The sequence below is a fragment of the Pseudodesulfovibrio sp. 5S69 genome, from assembly GCF_037094465.1.
Taxonomy (GTDB): Bacteria; Desulfobacterota; Desulfovibrionia; order Desulfovibrionales; family Desulfovibrionaceae; genus Pseudodesulfovibrio; species Pseudodesulfovibrio methanolicus.
In genome coordinates, this window is record NZ_CP146609.1 from 730,845 (window position 1) to 746,601 (window position 15,757).

Here is a 15,757-nt window from a genome sequence, read left to right on the forward strand (position 1 = left end):
AGAACGCTCCCGGCGGGCCCTCGCCGGGCGGGCGCCTCCGGCGGCTGGGGGCGCTGCTCAGACCCGCCAGGGGAACCCTTGAAGAGGGTTCCCTGGACCCCTCCCGAGCTTTTTGCGTGCCTTCGGCAGGGCGTGCGGACGCGAGGTGACGAAGTGTTGCGCGTGGAGTTGGGAGTAGCTTGGCAGGGCGGTGTCCCGAAGTGTTCGCGCCGGGCATCTTCGGCGCGCGGAAAGCTGCCCGGCGCGAACCCTTCGGGACGGTAGCCAACGCCGCTGGCGGGATGCCGGACGCGGCAAATCGACTTTGCGGCGTTTTCGGTCGGTGGCGAAGAGTTTTTTTTAACGGGCAACTTTCTCTTTCAACAAAAACCGCGAGTTCGGATAGAAAAAACGGCGTGCGCCTTCATGCGAAGAGGCACGCCGTTTCACCCGTTTTTTCTATCCGAAATCGCCAACCGGCACGGCGGAAGGTGTCCCGAGCCAGCCTTTCGCGTCCGCACGCCCTTGAGCGCAGCGAACATGGGGGTGCAGGGGGCTTTGCTCCCTGCCGGGTCCAGGGCAGCGCCCTGGTCTCTCCGAAGGAGACCGCCGGTAGGCCCGCCGGAGGCATCCTCCAAGCCGGGCCCCGATCGGCCTATCTGTTGTAATAGGCCATCCACAGTCCTTCCATGACCAGGTCGGGGCGCAGTTCGTTGATGGACTCGGAGAGCTGGGCGATGGTCGGGGCCAGGCCGCCTGTGGCGACCACGAAGGGGGTTTTGAGCTGGACGGAGAGCTTTTCGATGAGGCCGTCGATCATGGACGCGAACCCGAAGACGAAGCCCTGGTTGAGGCACTCGGCCGTGCTGGTTCCCCAGTGCAGGGTCGGGCCGGTGACCGTGAGGTCCACCTTGGGGAGCTTGGCCGTGCCCGAGGCCAGGGCCGAGGCCGAGGAGAGCAGGCCGGGGCAGATCAGGCCGCCCTTGAAGGCGTTGCCCTGGATGCAGGCGCAAGTGGTGGCCGTGCCGAAGTCCACCACGATGAGGTTCTTCTCGTCGTAGGTCATGCGCGCGGAGTAGCAGCCGACCAGGACGTCCGCGCCCACCTGTTCGGGATGGGCGTACTCGTTGTCGATGTCCAGTTCCAGGTCGCGGCCCGCGAACAGGCACTCGCACTCCAGGAAGCGGGCGGCCATGCTCTTGATCAGCGGGTCGAGCGGCGGGACCACCGAGGAGATGACGCACGCCTCGATGTCGGTCGGCTCCACGCCCTCGCGCAGGAGGATGGATTCGATCTTGAGGCCCCAGTCGTCGTCGGTGTTGGCCGGGCGGGTGGGGAGGGTGTAGCACTCGTTGAGTCCCTGGTCGTCGGCCAGGCAGAGCTTGGTGTTGGTATTGCCCGCGTCGAACAGCAGCGTCTTGCCCATAACGTGTCTCCTTTCGGAGTGTTTCTATCCTTTTTCAGGCAAAAAACAAGGCCCGCGCCCTGGAGGGAGGAGGCGCGGGCCTTCGGTCTGCGGGACCGTCAGAACTTTTCGAAGTCGGTGTCGTCGTCCATGTCCCGGGCCATGTCCAGGTCCAGGCCGCCCGCGTCGGCGTGGCCAGGAGGCATGGCCTTGGGCGTCGCCTTGTGCGCGGCCTTGGCCGGGCGGGAGGGCAGGGGCTTGGCTTGGGGCCGGGAGGCCTTGACCGAGACCTTGGGTCTGGCCGGAGCGGCGCCGGGGCTGCCCAGGCGGAAGTAGCCGATGATCTGCTGCAACTGCATGGCGTGCCCGGACAGGGTCTCGGAGGCGGCGGCTACGTGCTCGGACTCGGCCGCGTTCTGCTGGACCACCCGGTCCAGCTCCAGGACCGCGTCCTTGATCTGGGTCGCGCCCGTGTTCTGTTCGTCGGAGCTCGCGGCGATTTCCTGGATGAGTTCGGCGGTGCGGGTGATGTCCGGGACCATCTTGTCGAGCATGGACCCGGCCTGTTCCGCGATGGCCACGGAGTTGGCGGACAGTTCGCTGATCTCGGCCGCGGCCACGCCGCTGCGCTCGGCCAGTTGGCGGACCTCGGCCGCGACCACGGCGAAGCCCTTGCCGTGCTCGCCCGCGCGAGCCGCCTCAATGGCCGCGTTGAGCGCCAGGAGGTTGGTCTGGCGCGCTATCTCCTCGATGATGGCGATCTTGTCCGCGATCTGGCGCATGGCCTCCACGGTCTGGGTCACGGATTTGCCGCCTTCCTCGGCGTCGCCCGCCGCCTGGCGGGCGATTTTCTCGGTCTGCTGGGCGTTGTCCGTGTTCTGTTCGATATTGGCGGTCATTTCCTCCATGGAGGCGGAGACCTCTTCCACGGCGCTGGCCTGGTTGGACGCGCCCTCGGCCAGGGCTTGGGAGGTGTCGGTCAGCTCGCCGCTGCCCAGGGTCACGGACTCCGCCGCAGCCTGGACCTCGGAGACCACCTCGCGCAGCTTGTCGCCCATGGCGTTGACCGCCGCGCCCAGGTCGTCCATCTCGTCGCGCATGCGTCCGGTGCGCGCGGCCAGCCGGGGCACGTCCAGGTCGCCCTGGTTGATGTCGGCCATGACCGTCACCGTGGCCCCGATGGTCCCGCTGACCTTACGGGCGAAGAGGATGAAGACGAGCACGCCCAGGAGGAGCATGACCACGCCGATGCCCACGGTCCACCAGTTGGTGGACGCGAGCGCGTTCTCGGTGGCCCGCTGGCCTTCCATGAACTCGTCGAGATAGCCCGTGCCGAGGATGACCCAGTCCCATGGCTTGAAATACACGGCGCTAAGGATGGCCGTGCGAGACCCCTCGGACGCCTTCAGGTCGGTCTCGATGGTGACCACCTTGCCGTTCCCTTCCTTGGCCCGGGCGGCCAGGTCCCTGTACACGGGCCTGCCCGAGGCGTCGGTCTCGTCCAGGAGGTTGGTGCCCTCGGCCTTGTCGTCCTTGTGCATCTTGACGATGCCTTCGGACGATCCGGACCCGCCGAACACGGTCAGGAAGCCGGTGCGCCCGAGCTTGACGTTCTTGAAGGCGCGGCGCAACTGCTCCACGCCCTCCTGGAGGATGCCCACGTACAGGCAACCGATGACCTTGCCGGACCCGTCCTTGATGGGCCGGTACTGGGTCAGGTACCAGGCGTTGACCACGAACGCCGTACCCCGGTAGGTCTCGCCGGACATGACCGTTTTGGCCACGATCGATGAACCGGGGATGTAGGTGCCCACGGCCCGCTTGCCGTCGGTCTTGAGGATGTTGGTGGCCACGCGCAGGAGGTCTCCCTGGTCGTCCATGGTCTGGAAGACCGTGCAGGTGGTCCCGGTCAGCTTCATGATCTCGTCCACCAGGGGGGTGGGCGTGTTCGGGTCGCTGTTCCGGCCCAGCCAGGTGGACCCCAGGGCCATCCTGGGCAGGGACACGGTGGTGGCGGCCTTGGTTATCTGGTTGACCGCGTTCCACTCCACGGTCCCGTCCAGGAGCTTCAGCCCGCCGCCGCGCCTCTCCAGGTCGAGGACCACGCGCATGTCGTTTTCGAGCTGCTTGGCCAGGGTGGCGTGCTGGGTGTCGAGCAGATTGCGGGCGTCGGCCACGGCCAGGGTCATCTCGGCCTGGGCCTGGAGATTGAAATATTTAGTCAGTGTTTCTGAGACTTTGGAGCTCTGCCACAAGAGGATGCCGAGGATGCAGGCCACGGTCATACTTACGAGGGCGGTGCCGAGCATTGTCAGTTTGGGACCTATCTTCAAGGAGTTCTCCCCGTTTCGAATTGTTATATTTGAATAAATGATAGCAGGGCGGAACCGTGGAGCAATTATAATTCAAGCAAAAATATAACCGTGCACATTCTCGATAATGACCGGCCTTGTTGTGCCCGCTCATGAAATCACCTATAAGGTCAAAGTCGTACCAGTCATGCCACAAGGAGTGTTGTCGTGAATCCTGCCTCCCTCATCCCGATGGCCGAAGCCATACCCATACATTGGGCCTGGTTTGATGTGCTGCTCATAACCACCTTTGCGGCCCACGTGCTGTTCATGAACGCCCTGCTCGGATCGGCGGCAATCGGGCTGGTCCAGGCGGCGCGCGGCCAGGCCGGGCTCATCCGCGAGGTGGGCATGAAGCTGCCCCCGCTGCTCGCCCTGACCATCAACCTGGGCGTGGCCCCGCTTCTCTTCCTCCAGGTCAACTACGGCAACTTCGACTACGTCAGTTCCGTGCTCATGGGCGGCTGGTGGTTGGCCGTCATCTTCGTGCTGCTTTACTCCTACTACGGGTTCTACCTGTACAAGTTCAAATACGAGACCATGGGCAAGGGGTTGCGCCTGGTCCTGTTCGGCTCGTCCGTGCTCGGCCTGGTCTATGTGGGCTTCATGTTCTCCAACAACATGACGCTGATGCTCCGGCCCGAAGGCTGGCAGCCCTATTTCGACGGCTACGGCGGCTTCCTCAACTGGCGCGACCCGGCCCTCTATCCCCGCTTCCTGCACATGATGGTCGGAGCCCTGGCCGTGGGTGGGCTGTTCGTGGCCCTGCTCGGGAAACACATGAAGAACGACGGGTTCGTCGAGACCGGCATGTGGTGGTTCATCCGGGCCACCATGGTCAACCTGGCCGTGGGCGTCTGGTTCCTGATGGCCCTGCCGGACAAGGTCATGCTGGCCTTCATGGGCGGCAACCTGCCCGCCACCCTGACCCTGGTGGCCGGATTGGCCTCGGCGGGCGTCCTGCTCTACGCGGGCTTCCGCATGGAACCCATGCGGGTCGCGGGCTGGGCGGCGCTGACCGTCTTCCTCATGGCCTTCGTCCGCCACTGGGTGCGGGTCCTGTACCTGGACCCGTGGTTCACCATGGACTCCGTGCCCGTGACCAACCAGTACGGCTCCTTCTACCTGTTCCTCGGCTTCGTGGCCGGGGGCGGGGCGCTCATCGCCTACATGCTCAAGCTCTACTACAAATCTAGGCAGGGGAGGGCGTAGACCATGGAATATCCCATCTGGCACCTGACCACCCTGGGCGGCGGCTTCTGGATCGCGCTGATCGCCACCCTGCACGTCTACGTGGCCCACTTCGCCGTGGGCGGCGGCCTGTTCCTGGTCCTGACCGAACGGGCGGCCTACAAGTCGAACAACATCCACCTGCTGGAGTACGCCAAAAAGCACACCCGCTTCTTTCTGCTCCTGACCATGGCCTTCGGCGGCGTGTCCGGCGTGGGTATCTGGCTGACCGTGGCCCTGCTCGCGCCCGAGGCGACCATCACGCTCATTCACCAGTTCGTCTTCGGCTGGGCCGCGGAGTGGGTCTGCTTTCTGGGCGAGATCGTGTCCCTGATCATCTACTACTATGCCTGGGACCGCATGGACCGCCGCGACCACATGATCGTGGGCTGGCTCTACTTCCTGTTCGGCTGGCTGTCCCTGTTCCTGATCAACGGGATCGTCGGCTTCATGCTCACCCCCGGCGACTGGCTTCAGACCAAGAGCTTCTGGGACGGCTTCTTCAACCCGTCCTTCTGGTCCTCGCTGGTCTTCCGTTCGTTCTTCTCGGCCGTGTGCGCCGGGCTGTTCGGCTTCGTCACGGCCACGCGCATCCCGGACGAGCCCACCCGCCTGCACACCGTCCGGGTCTGTTCGGCCTGGACCGTGCTCGGCGTGTTGGCCGTGTTCCTGTCCGGCTGGTGGTACGTGGCCTCCATGCCGCCCGAGCAGTACGAGATGATCGTCTACAAGTCGAACCGCGTCGCCCAGTTCATGCAGTACTTCTGGATCTTCGGCACGGCCACCTTCATCGGCGGGCTGCTCATGGCCCTGAAGACTCCCAAGACCCTGTCCTTCACCATGGCCCTGGTGGTCCTGCTCATCGGCCAGGGGCTGTTCGGCTCCTTCGAATTCATCCGCGAGGCGGGCCGCAAGCCGTACCTCATCTGGGATACGGTCTACTCGTCCTCCATCCTCAAGGCCCGCGTCCCGGTCATCGACCAGAAGGGGGCCATCGCCTCGGCCAAGTGGGCTCCGCCCGAACTGGCCGGCGGGGTCACCGACGCGAATGCCAAGGCCGCCGGCGCGTTCCTGTTCCAGCTCGAATGCGCGGCCTGTCACTCGGTGCACGGCCCCATGAACGAGATCACCGGGCGCACCGCCCAGTACGACGTCAACGGCATGGATGCCTTCCTGACCGGCATGGGCAAGCTGAACAAGTACATGCCGCCGTTCATCGGCACCCCGGCCGAGCGCATGGCCCTGGCCCGGTACATCGCCGAGGACCTGAACGGCAACGCGCCGGTGGAGGCCCCCCCGGCCCCGGAGCAGGCCGAACCCGCGTCCGCGCCCTTCGATCCAGCGACCTCGGAGTACATCCTGGTGGGCTGGTGTTCGCGCGGCATGGGCTTCTTCTCCCAGAACGACACATGGACCCTGCTGCCCCCGTCCAATGTCATCCGCGCCCAGCTCGTGCGCCGCGATCCCTCGCCCGAACGGGTCATGGACGACGTGACCATCACCTACGCCATCGAGCCCGACCAGGCCGACCAGGCCCTGACCGGCACCCTTGAACTGAACGAGGACGCGGGCCGCTATGAGGCCAGGGTGGCCATCCCGCCCTACGTCAAGAACGGCGATTACAACCCCCTGCCGCTGGTCACCCTCACGGCCACGGACGGTTCCGGCAAGGTCCTGGCCACGGCCAAGCTGGTCGCGCCCACCTCGGACCAGATGGGCTGCTTCAACTGCCACAGCGGCAAGTGGCGGCAGGACGGCTCGGGCGTGACCAAGGGCACGGTGGAGAACATTCTGGTCACCCACGACCGCATGAACTCGACCCGGCTCGCCCGGACCCAGGGCGTGGTCGAGTGCACGGCCTGTCACGACGATCCCATCCAGGGCGTTGAAGAGAACAACAACAAGCCCAACCTGTCCGCCGCCATCCACGGCGTGCACGCCATCTACATGGCCGGGCGCGGGGCCGAGGGCTCCTGTCTCAAGTGCCACCCGCAGTCCACCCTGCGCGGCCAGCACGAGGCCGTGGGCTTCACCTGCACCGACTGCCACGGCATGATCGAGGATCTGGCCATCTCCCTGCTCAAGGCCGAACAGGCGCGGGACGTGCCCGGCGCGGGCCGCATCATGGCCCGGATCACTCCCAGGACCCTGCCCAACAAGGAGGCCATCAAGCCTCGCAAGCCGTGGGTCAACGAGCCCGACTGCCTGACTTGCCACGTGGACTTCGGCGCGCCCGACAAGGACTCGGCCTTCAACGTCTGGACCAAGGACGCCGACGGGCTCTTCGCCGCCCGGCGCGATGACATGGACGCCATGCACTGCGGCGCGTGCCACGGCTCGCCCCACGCCATCTACCCGGCAACGCCGCGCGACAACGTCATGCCCCTGCAGTACATGAAGGAAGCCAGGCCGCTGGGCGCGGGCGGCAACTGCACCGTCTGCCACAAGGAAGCCATGGATTACCCGGCCCACCATCCGGGCATGGGACTGGAATAGGGCGGAACACCCGCCGGAAGGAACGGAACGGGCGGCGCGGCCGCCGGGAGGTCATGATGCAACGGACGATCAGGCAGGTCTTCAAGGGACACCCCGTCACCGAGGGCGCGGGCGTCAAACTGCGGCGGCTCTTCAGCAACTACGAGACCGAGCTGTTCGATCCGTTTCTCATGCTCGACGACTTCCGCTCGGACAATCCCGAGGACTTTCTGGCCGGGTTCCCCTGGCACCCGCACCGGGGCATCGAGACCATCACCTACGTGACCATGGGCGACGTGGAACACGGCGACAGCCTCGGCAACAAGGGCGTCATCACCACCGGGGCCGTGCAGTGGATGACCGCCGGGAGCGGCATCATCCACCAGGAGATGCCCAAGGGCGACGCCCAGGGCCGCATGCACGGCTTCCAGCTCTGGGCCAATCTTCCGGCCTGCGACAAGATGATGGACCCGCGCTACCGCGACATCACCGAGGCCGACATCCCCGTGGTCCGGCGGCCGGACGGGACGACCATCAAGGTCATCGCCGGGACCGTGGACGGCACCAAGGGCCCCATGGATGAGATCGTCATCGAGCCCGAGTACCTGGACTGCGCCCTGCCCCCGGACAGCGTCTTCCTGCACCCGACCCGGCCCGGCCACACCGTGTTCGCCTACGTCATCGGCGGCGGCGCCGAGATCGACGGCATGACCGTGGCCGACCGCGACCTCGTCCTGTTCAACGACGGCTCCCAACTCCTGGTTCAGGCCGGGGGAACCGGCGTCCGCTTCCTGCTCCTGTCCGGCGCGCCCCTGCGCGAACCCGTGGCCTGGCGCGGGCCCATCGTCATGAACACCGAGGAGGAACTCGACATCGCCTTCGAGGAATACCGCAACGGCACGTTCATCAAACACGCGCCCGAGGGCAAGGCGTAGGGGATGCCTCCGGCGGGCCCTCGCCGGGCGGGCGTCTCCGACGGCCAAAGAACCTTTTGAAAAAGGTTCTTGAGAATCTCCCAAATTTTATGTGTGCCTTCGGCAGAGGCGGGCAAGCGCGTAAGGACGTCGTGTCCTTACGCGCTTGGTGGTCTTGCTGTATCTATTTTATTCACCGCGGATCATGGTCAGGAGCATCTTGAATTTTTGCTCCGCCTGGAGGGCGTGCGGGACATTCGCGGGCATGATGACCATCTCGCCCGCGCCGACATTGAGGGACTCTCCGCCGATCGTGATTTTGGCCTGCCCATCCAGGATGAGGACAACGGCTTCAAAGGGGGCCGTGTGTTCGCTCAATCCCTGCCCTTCATCAAAGGCGAAAAGAGTGATCGTTCCCGTATCCTTGTTGAGCAGTGTCTGGCTTACCACGGAGTCGTCGGCATATTTGATGGCTTCCTCCACAGGAAAAGCGACCCCGAGCTTTTTCGTATCACCCATATCAACTCCTTTCGGTTATAGATGGTCTGCGAGCTGCCGGCCGTAGGCTTCGCATTCGCGACGGCCCGCATCGTCAGGTTTCCACAATGTCTTCAATCCGTCCGCGACCACTTCGATCCCGGCCTCCGCAAGGCTGTTGGAAATCATTTTCACACTCTCGCCGGACCAGCCATAGGACCCGAAGGCCGCGCCTTTCTTCTTCTTGAAGGAGAGCCCGTGGATCATTTCGAGCATGCCCGCCATATGGGAGAGGATTCCCTTGTTGATGGTGGAGCAGCCCGCGACGACCATTTTCGAACGGAATATCTCGGTGAGAATGTCATTCTTGTCCCGTTGTCCGACATGGAGCACCTTGATGACGACGTGCTCGTTGGCTTGGCGGATGCCCGCCGCGACGGCTTCGGCCATGTCCCGCGTGCTGTTCCACATCGTGTCGTAGATTATGGTCACCTGATCTTCCTGGTAGTCGTCCGCCCATTCCAGGTATTTCCGGACGATCTGGAGAGGATCGTCGCGCCACATGATGCCGTGGCTCGGGAAGATGAAGTCGACCGGCAGGTTCATCGCTATGATTTCGTTTATTTTCTTGGTCACCAATTTGCTGAAAGGGGTGAGAATGTTCGCATAATATTTGATGCACTCGTTCATGAGCTCGTCCTGGTCCACCAGGTCGTTGAACATCAGGTCGGACGCAAGGTGGTGCCCGAAGGCGTCGTTGCTGAAGAGGACGTTTTCCTTGTCCATGTAGGAGAACATGGAGTCGGGCCAATGGAGCATGGGGGCGGACACAAAGGAAAGGGTCTTTTCCCCCAAAGAGAGGGTGTCCCCTGTTTTGACCACCCGGAAATTCCAGTCCGAGTGGTAGTATCCCTTCAGGATTTTCACGGCTTGAGCGGAACAATAAATCGGGACATCCGGAATGCGGCGCATGAGTTCGGGAAGGCCGCCGCTATGGTCCACCTCGCAATGATTCATGACGATATAGTCAATCATGTCCAGGTCGGTCTCTCTTTCCAGGCCGGCAACGAATTCTTCGCCGAACGGGCCATAGACGGTGTCTATCAAGACTGTTTTTTCGTCCCGGACCAGGTAGGAATTGTAGGAGGACCCTTTGAAGGTTGAGTATTCCTCTCCATGGAATTTTTGCAATTCCCAATCTGTCTTGCCGACCCAGGTGACGCTCTCCGTCAGTTCAACACGCATTTTTCCCCCCTTTTTTGGGTAGCCTTCGTTCACTGTAACGGACCCCATGGCCCGCTGAATTATTGTATCGCCCGGCCTCGGAAATTCTCCGAAGGGGCCGCCCGAAACCTCATTCGCTCAGCACGGGCGCTATCCGCTCCAGGGCCCAGTCTACGTCCTCCTTCGTGATCACCAGCGGCGGGGCGAAGCGGATGATGGTCTCATGGGTCTCCTTGCAGAGCAGGCCGACTTCCTTGAGCCGTTCGCAGTATTGGCGCGCGCCGCCCGCACCGGGGTGGAACTCGACGGCGATGAGCAACCCCTTGCCCCGGACATCCCTGATTTTGGGATTCTCTATCCGTCTGAGGCCGTCCAGGAAATAGTCGCCCAGGGCACGGGCGTTCTCCACCAGGTGCTCCTCGGTCAGGACCTTGAGCGCGGCGCGGGCCACGGCGCAGGCCAGCGGGTTGCCGCCGAAGGTGGAGCCGTGTTCGCCGGGTTTGAGCACGCCGAGGACCTCGGTGTTGGAGAGCACCGCCGAGACCGGGTAGAAGCCCCCGGACAGGGCCTTGCCGATCAGCGTCAGGTCGGCCTCGATGCCTTCGTGCTCTTCGGCCAGGAGCGCGCCGGTGCGGCCCAGGCCGGTCTGGATCTCGTCGAGGATGAGCACGATGCCCGCCTTATCGCAGATGCGCCGGACCTCCTTGAGGTAGCCTTTGGGCGGGATGATCACGCCCGCCTCGCCCTGGATGGGTTCCACGAGGAAGGCCACGGTGTTGGGAGTGATGGCCTCCTCAAGGGCCGTTGCGTCGCCGAAGTCGATGACCTTGAAGCCGGGGGTGAACGGGCCGAAGCCGGTGGTGGAGACCGGGTCGGTGGAGAACGAGATGATGGTGATGGTCCGGCCGTGGAAGTTGTTGCGGCAGACGATGATCTCGGCCTTGTCCTCGGGCACGCCCTTGACCTGGTAGCCCCACTTGCGCACGGCCTTGATGGCGGTCTCCACGGCCTCGGCCCCGGAGTTCATGGGCAGGACCTTGTGGGAGTTGGTCAGGTCACAGAGCTCTTTGTAGAGCGGCCCGAGCTGGTCGTTGCGGAAGGCGCGCGAGGTCAGGGTGAGCCTTTCGGCCTGTTCGACCAGGGCCCGGCGGATTTTCGGGTGGCAGTGGCCCTGGTTCACGGCCGAGTAGGCGGACAGGCAGTCCATGTACTTGTTGCCGTCCACGTCCCAGACCCAGATGCCGCGGCCGCGCTCGATGACCACGTCCAGGGGCTTGTAGTTGTGCGCGCCGTATTCGTCTTCGAGCAGGATGTATCGGTCGGATTGCATGGCGTTCCTCGGGGTTGCGGTTGTCTCGCGGCCCGCTCGGCAGAGAGGGGCCCATCAAACCTACCTTTCATTTCCGCCGGATTCAACACGGAACGAAATATTGTGGGTTTTTGAGTGGAAAGAAACCTCAAAATCCAGTAGGTGATAGGTACTGTTACATGGAAAGGGCCTATGACGCATCCTGAAGCGAGCGAAAGGGACAAAAAACCTCCCGAAGAATCGCCCCGGTCCTGCCGGGGAGAGTCCTTTATCGATCCCGCCTGTTTCAAGGGGCTGTGTGACGCATTGGGCGACGGCGTGGTCAAGACCGACGCCAAGGGGGTCATCCTTGAGGCCAACCGGGCCTTTTGCGGTCTGATCGAGCGCGACCGGGAGGACGTGATCGGCAGGACCGTGCTCGACTTCACGCCCGAGAGCGAGTGGGAACGCGAGCGCGGGATACTTCGCCGCCTGTTGAAATCCGGCCATTCCTCCAACGATTTTGAAAAGAGGCTCGTCACCGGCGGCGGCCGGGAGCTGCTGGTCCAGGTCAGTTGTTGGCTGCAACGCGGCGAGTCGGGGGAGCCCGCGGCCCTGTGGGGCATCTTCCGGGACATCACCGATCGGCGCAAGGCCGAGAGCATGGCCCGCGACCACCTCGAAAAATTTCAGTTTCTGGCCGACAACGCGGCCGACGTCATCTGGACCATGGACAACGATGGCCGGTACACCTACGTCAGCCCGTCCGTGGAGCGCGTCCGGGGGTTCACTCCCGAGGAGATGATCGGCATGAGTGCCAACGAGGCCGTGTCCGCCGAATCCCTGACCGCCAGTCGACAGGCCTGGATCGACGTGGACGCCGGCGCGGACGGCCCCGTGGACACCTCGTCCACCATACGGCTGGAGATGCGTTTCCGGAAGAAGGACGGCTCCATGATCTGGGGCGAGTCCGTGGCCAAGCGGCTGTGGGACGGTGGCGGCAACGCCGTGGGCTATATCGGCACCACCCGCGACATCACCGAGCGCAAGCGGATCGAGGAGCGGTTGCGCACCAGCGAACATTTCCTGCAGGCCATGATCAACGCCACCGAGGATTCCGTGGGGCTGTTCAAGGTGGACGGCACGGTCCTGGCGATGAACAGGAACATGGCCCGGTTTCTCGGCCTGCCCAAGGAGGCGGACGCCGGGCGGAGCGTCTTCGATTTCATCCCGGAAGGGGTGCACCCCATGATCCGCGAAACTTTTGCCCGGGTGGTCGAGACCTGCGCCCCGGTGACCGAGCAGGTGGTCTGGTCCGGCAGGATTCTCGACGGGGTCATCTATCCCGTGGTCGACGGGAGCGAGGCCACGGCCATCGCCGTGTACGGCCGGGACGTGACCGAAGCGCGGTTCGCCGAGGAGGCCCGCAAGAAGACCCAGGAGCAGTACCGGCTCATCGTCGAGACCGCCAACGAGGGCATCCTCGGTCTGGACGCCAACCAGGTCATCACCTACGCGAACAAGATCGTGGCCGACTTCTTCGGCTGCCGGGTGGAGGAGATCATCGGCCGGAGCCTGCTCGACTTCGTGGCCCCGTCGGACTGGGAGGACAACCTGCGGCGCATCGAGGAGCGTCGGCTGGGCCAGCGCGAGCGGTACGAACGCCGGTTCCAGCGCAAGGACGGCACCGAGGTCTGGGGCATGGTCTCGTCCACGCCGCTCATGGCCGAGGACGGCAGGCTGCTCGGGGCGTTCGCCATGATCGCGGACATCACCGAGGTCAAGCAGGCCCACGAGCGGCTGCTGAACATCCTGGACGGGATCAGCGCGGACATCTACGTCAGCGATTTCGTGACCAACGAGATCCTGTTCATGAACGCCGACATGCGCGATCACTACGGCCCCATCCAGGAGGGTATGGCCTGCCACAAGGTCATCCGAGGCCTGGACGAGCGCTGCCCGCGCTGCCCCAAGCCCGGGCTGGTGGACGAGAACGGCGAACCCGTGGGCACCCTGGTCTCGGAGCGGTACTACGAGAAACTCCAGCGCTGGCACCTCAACCACGACCGGGCCATCCGCTGGCTGGAGGAGCGGCTGGTGCACATGCACATGGCCGCGGACATCACCGAGCTCAAGACCATGGCCGCCGACCTGGAGAAGGCCATGGCCAAGGCCGAGGCCGCCAGCCTGGCCAAGAACGAATTTCTGGCCAACATGAGCCACGAGATCCGCACCCCGCTCAACGGGCTGCTGGGCATGCTCCAGCTCATGCAGTTGAGCGAACTGGAGCCCGTGCAGCGGGACTATCTGGAAACGGCCCTGAACTCGGGCCGCAGCCTGCTCCAGGTGCTCAACGACATCCTCGACCTGTCCAAGGTGGAGTCGGGCAAGCTGGAGTTGGAGTCCATCCCCTTCGAACTGGGCGAGGTCCTGGACCAGGTGGTCTCCACCTTCCGCCATTCGGTGGAAGAGCGGGGCGTGGCCATGCGCTGGGAGATCGGCGAGGACCTGCCCCGCCATTTCGTGGCCGACAAGGGGCGGCTGCGGCAGATCCTCTTCAACCTGGTGGGCAATGCGGTCAAGTTCACGGAGACCGGCTCCATCGTGGTCAGGGCCCACCCTCTCAACGTGCCTGCGGAGGACGGCTCGGTCCGCCTGCTCTTTGAGGTGGCGGATACCGGCATCGGCATCCCCCACGACAAGGTCAACGCCGTGTTCGACCCCTTCACCCAGGTGGACGGCTCAACCACCCGCAAATACCAGGGCACCGGCCTGGGGCTGGGCATTGTCCGGCGGCTGGTTCAGCTCATGGGAGGCGCCATCAGCGTGGACACCGAGGAGGGCGAGGGGACGGTCATCTACTTCACCATCGAGGCCCGTCCGGCCGAGCCGCCGGACGATCCGGCACGCGCCCCTGCGGCGTTTTCGGACAACGGCGGCCTGTCCATCCTGGTGGCCGAGGACGAACGGGTCAACCGCGTTGTCGTCCAGCGCATTCTGGAAAAGCTCGGCCACAGGGCCGTGTGCGTGGGCAGCGGGGAGGAGGCCATCAAGGTCCTCAAGGAACGGTCCTTCGACCTCTTCCTGTCGGACATCCAGATGCCCGGCCTGGACGGCGTGGCTACCACCAAGGTCATCCGTGGCGAACTCGGCCTGGACATCCCGGTCATCGCCCTGACCGCGCACGCCATGCAGGGCGACCGCGACCGCTTCATCGCGGCGGGCATGAACGGCTATGTGTCCAAACCTTTCGAAATAGACCGGTTGCAGCAGGAAATCGAACGGGTCCTGGACGGATCCGAATCCCGGGAATCCTAGACGATGGCCAGGGGCAGGTCCCCCGGAGGCAGCGCCTGCCCCACCAGGGCGGCGGGTTCGCCTGCGTCCAGGAGCATGGCCATGGCCCGGTCCACGAGCCCCGGTGCCACGGCCAGGAGCAGGCCGCCCGAGGTCTGGGCGTCGAACATCATGTCGAAGTGGATGGGGTCGAGCCCGTCCGCGGATTTGACCTTGGGCAGGTAGTGGCGGCGGTTGCAGATGGACCCGGCGGGCATCAGCCCCATGGAGGCCATGTCCAGGGCACCGGGCAGAAGCGGCACGTCGCGCATGCGCAGCTCAAGCGTCACGCGGCTGGCCTCGGCCAGCTCGATCATGTGCCCGCCCAGGCCGAACCCGGTGATGTCCGTGGCCCCGGTCAGGCCGAGTTCGCGGATGACCGTGCCGCCGGTCTTGTTCAGCCGCCCGCAGGTTTCGAAGAGCAGGTCCTCCATCTCGTCGCAGCCGGGCATCTCGCCCTTGACCGCCGTGGCCAGCACACCCGTGCCGATGGGCTTGGTCAGGATCAACTGGTCGCCGGGCTTGACGCCCCGGTTGGAGGCGAAGCGATCCGGGTCCACGGCCCCGGACACGGCCAGGCCGTACTTGATCTCCGGGTCGTCCACGCTGTGCCCGCCGCTGGGCACCGCGCCCGCCTCCTCCACGGTGTCCTTGCCGCCGCGCAACACCTCGGCCAGCACGGACATGGGCAGCCGGTCCGCCGGAAAACAGACGATGTTCATGGCCGCCCACGGTTCCCCGCCCATGGCGTAGACGTCGGACAGGGCGTTGGCCGCGGCGATGCGCCCGAAGCGGTAGGGATCGTTGACCACCGGAGTGAAGAAATCCACGGTCTGGACCAGGGCCTTGCCCGCGGGAAAAGACAAGATGGCCGCGTCCTCGTTGTCGCCGGGGCCTCCGGCGAGCACGCGGTTGTCGGGCCGGACCCCAAGGCCCGAAAGTGCGATCTCCAGGTCCCCTGGAGTGATCTTGGCCGCTCAGCCCGCGGCCTTGACCATCTGGACCAGCTTCAGCTTTTCCATGGCTTTCTCCCTAAGGTGTTTTCTAACAGAGGCCGGGGCGGAGGGGAAGGGGGCAG

Annotated in this window: 10 protein-coding genes; 4 read left to right on the plus strand and 6 right to left on the minus strand. The window is 64.6% G+C overall.

What is annotated here, in order from left to right; genetic code table 11:
- Positions 1 to 634: 634 nt before the first annotated feature.
- Positions 635 to 1,405: a type III pantothenate kinase gene (locus V8V93_RS03465; protein ID WP_338668981.1), complete on the minus strand. Its 771-nt coding sequence runs from the start codon at positions 1,403 to 1,405 to the stop codon at positions 635 to 637.
- A gap of 98 nt (positions 1,406 to 1,503) precedes the next feature.
- The gene (locus V8V93_RS03470) at positions 1,504 to 3,717 is read right to left on the minus strand and encodes a methyl-accepting chemotaxis protein (RefSeq protein WP_338668982.1); all 2,214 of its coding nucleotides are present in this window, start codon (positions 3,715 to 3,717) and stop codon (positions 1,504 to 1,506) included.
- A gap of 186 nt (positions 3,718 to 3,903) precedes the next feature.
- Here V8V93_RS03470 and V8V93_RS03475 point away from each other — a divergent pair, with 186 nt between their 5' ends.
- From V8V93_RS03475 to V8V93_RS03485, 3 genes are read left to right on the plus strand one after another with little or no spacing between them, the layout of a single operon-like run.
- Positions 3,904 to 4,947, plus strand: coding sequence for a hypothetical protein (locus V8V93_RS03475; RefSeq protein ID WP_338668983.1), 1,044 nt, complete (start codon positions 3,904 to 3,906; stop codon positions 4,945 to 4,947).
- A 3-nt stretch (positions 4,948 to 4,950) separates the two neighbouring features.
- Positions 4,951 to 7,461 carry a cytochrome ubiquinol oxidase subunit I gene (locus tag V8V93_RS03480; protein WP_338668984.1) on the plus strand — a complete coding sequence of 837 codons (2,511 nt, stop codon included), beginning with the start codon at positions 4,951 to 4,953 and terminating at the stop codon, positions 7,459 to 7,461.
- A gap of 53 nt (positions 7,462 to 7,514) precedes the next feature.
- Positions 7,515 to 8,375, plus strand: a complete 861-nt coding sequence (locus V8V93_RS03485) for a pirin family protein (protein ID WP_338668985.1) — start codon at positions 7,515 to 7,517, stop codon at positions 8,373 to 8,375.
- Between the two features lie 168 nt (positions 8,376 to 8,543).
- Here the strand turns inward: V8V93_RS03485 and V8V93_RS03490 are convergent, their stop codons facing one another.
- From V8V93_RS03490 to rocD, 3 genes are all read right to left on the minus strand, one after another.
- A complete protein-coding gene (locus V8V93_RS03490; RefSeq protein ID WP_338668986.1) occupies positions 8,544 to 8,873 on the minus strand; it encodes a cupin domain-containing protein in 330 nt (109 codons plus the stop codon).
- 15 nt (positions 8,874 to 8,888) lie between these two features.
- Entirely contained in the window at positions 8,889 to 10,076 is a 1,188-nt protein-coding gene (locus V8V93_RS03495) for an anaerobic nitric oxide reductase flavorubredoxin (RefSeq protein ID WP_338668987.1), read from the minus strand.
- Positions 10,077 to 10,185: 109 nt separating this feature from the next.
- Entirely contained in the window at positions 10,186 to 11,385 is a 1,200-nt protein-coding gene (gene rocD / locus V8V93_RS03500; RefSeq protein WP_338668988.1) for an ornithine--oxo-acid transaminase, read from the minus strand.
- 171 nt (positions 11,386 to 11,556) lie between these two features.
- Here rocD and V8V93_RS03505 point away from each other — a divergent pair, with 171 nt between their 5' ends.
- Entirely contained in the window at positions 11,557 to 14,661 is a 3,105-nt protein-coding gene (locus V8V93_RS03505; RefSeq protein ID WP_338668989.1) for a PAS domain-containing hybrid sensor histidine kinase/response regulator, read from the plus strand.
- On the opposite strand, the gene selD is transcribed toward V8V93_RS03505, so the two are convergent.
- Complete coding sequence (gene selD / locus V8V93_RS03510) at positions 14,658 to 15,701, minus strand: selenide, water dikinase SelD (RefSeq protein WP_338668990.1); 1,044 nt, start codon at positions 15,699 to 15,701, stop codon at positions 14,658 to 14,660. The genes V8V93_RS03505 and selD overlap by 4 nt on opposite strands.
- Positions 15,702 to 15,757: the final 56 nt, after the last annotated feature.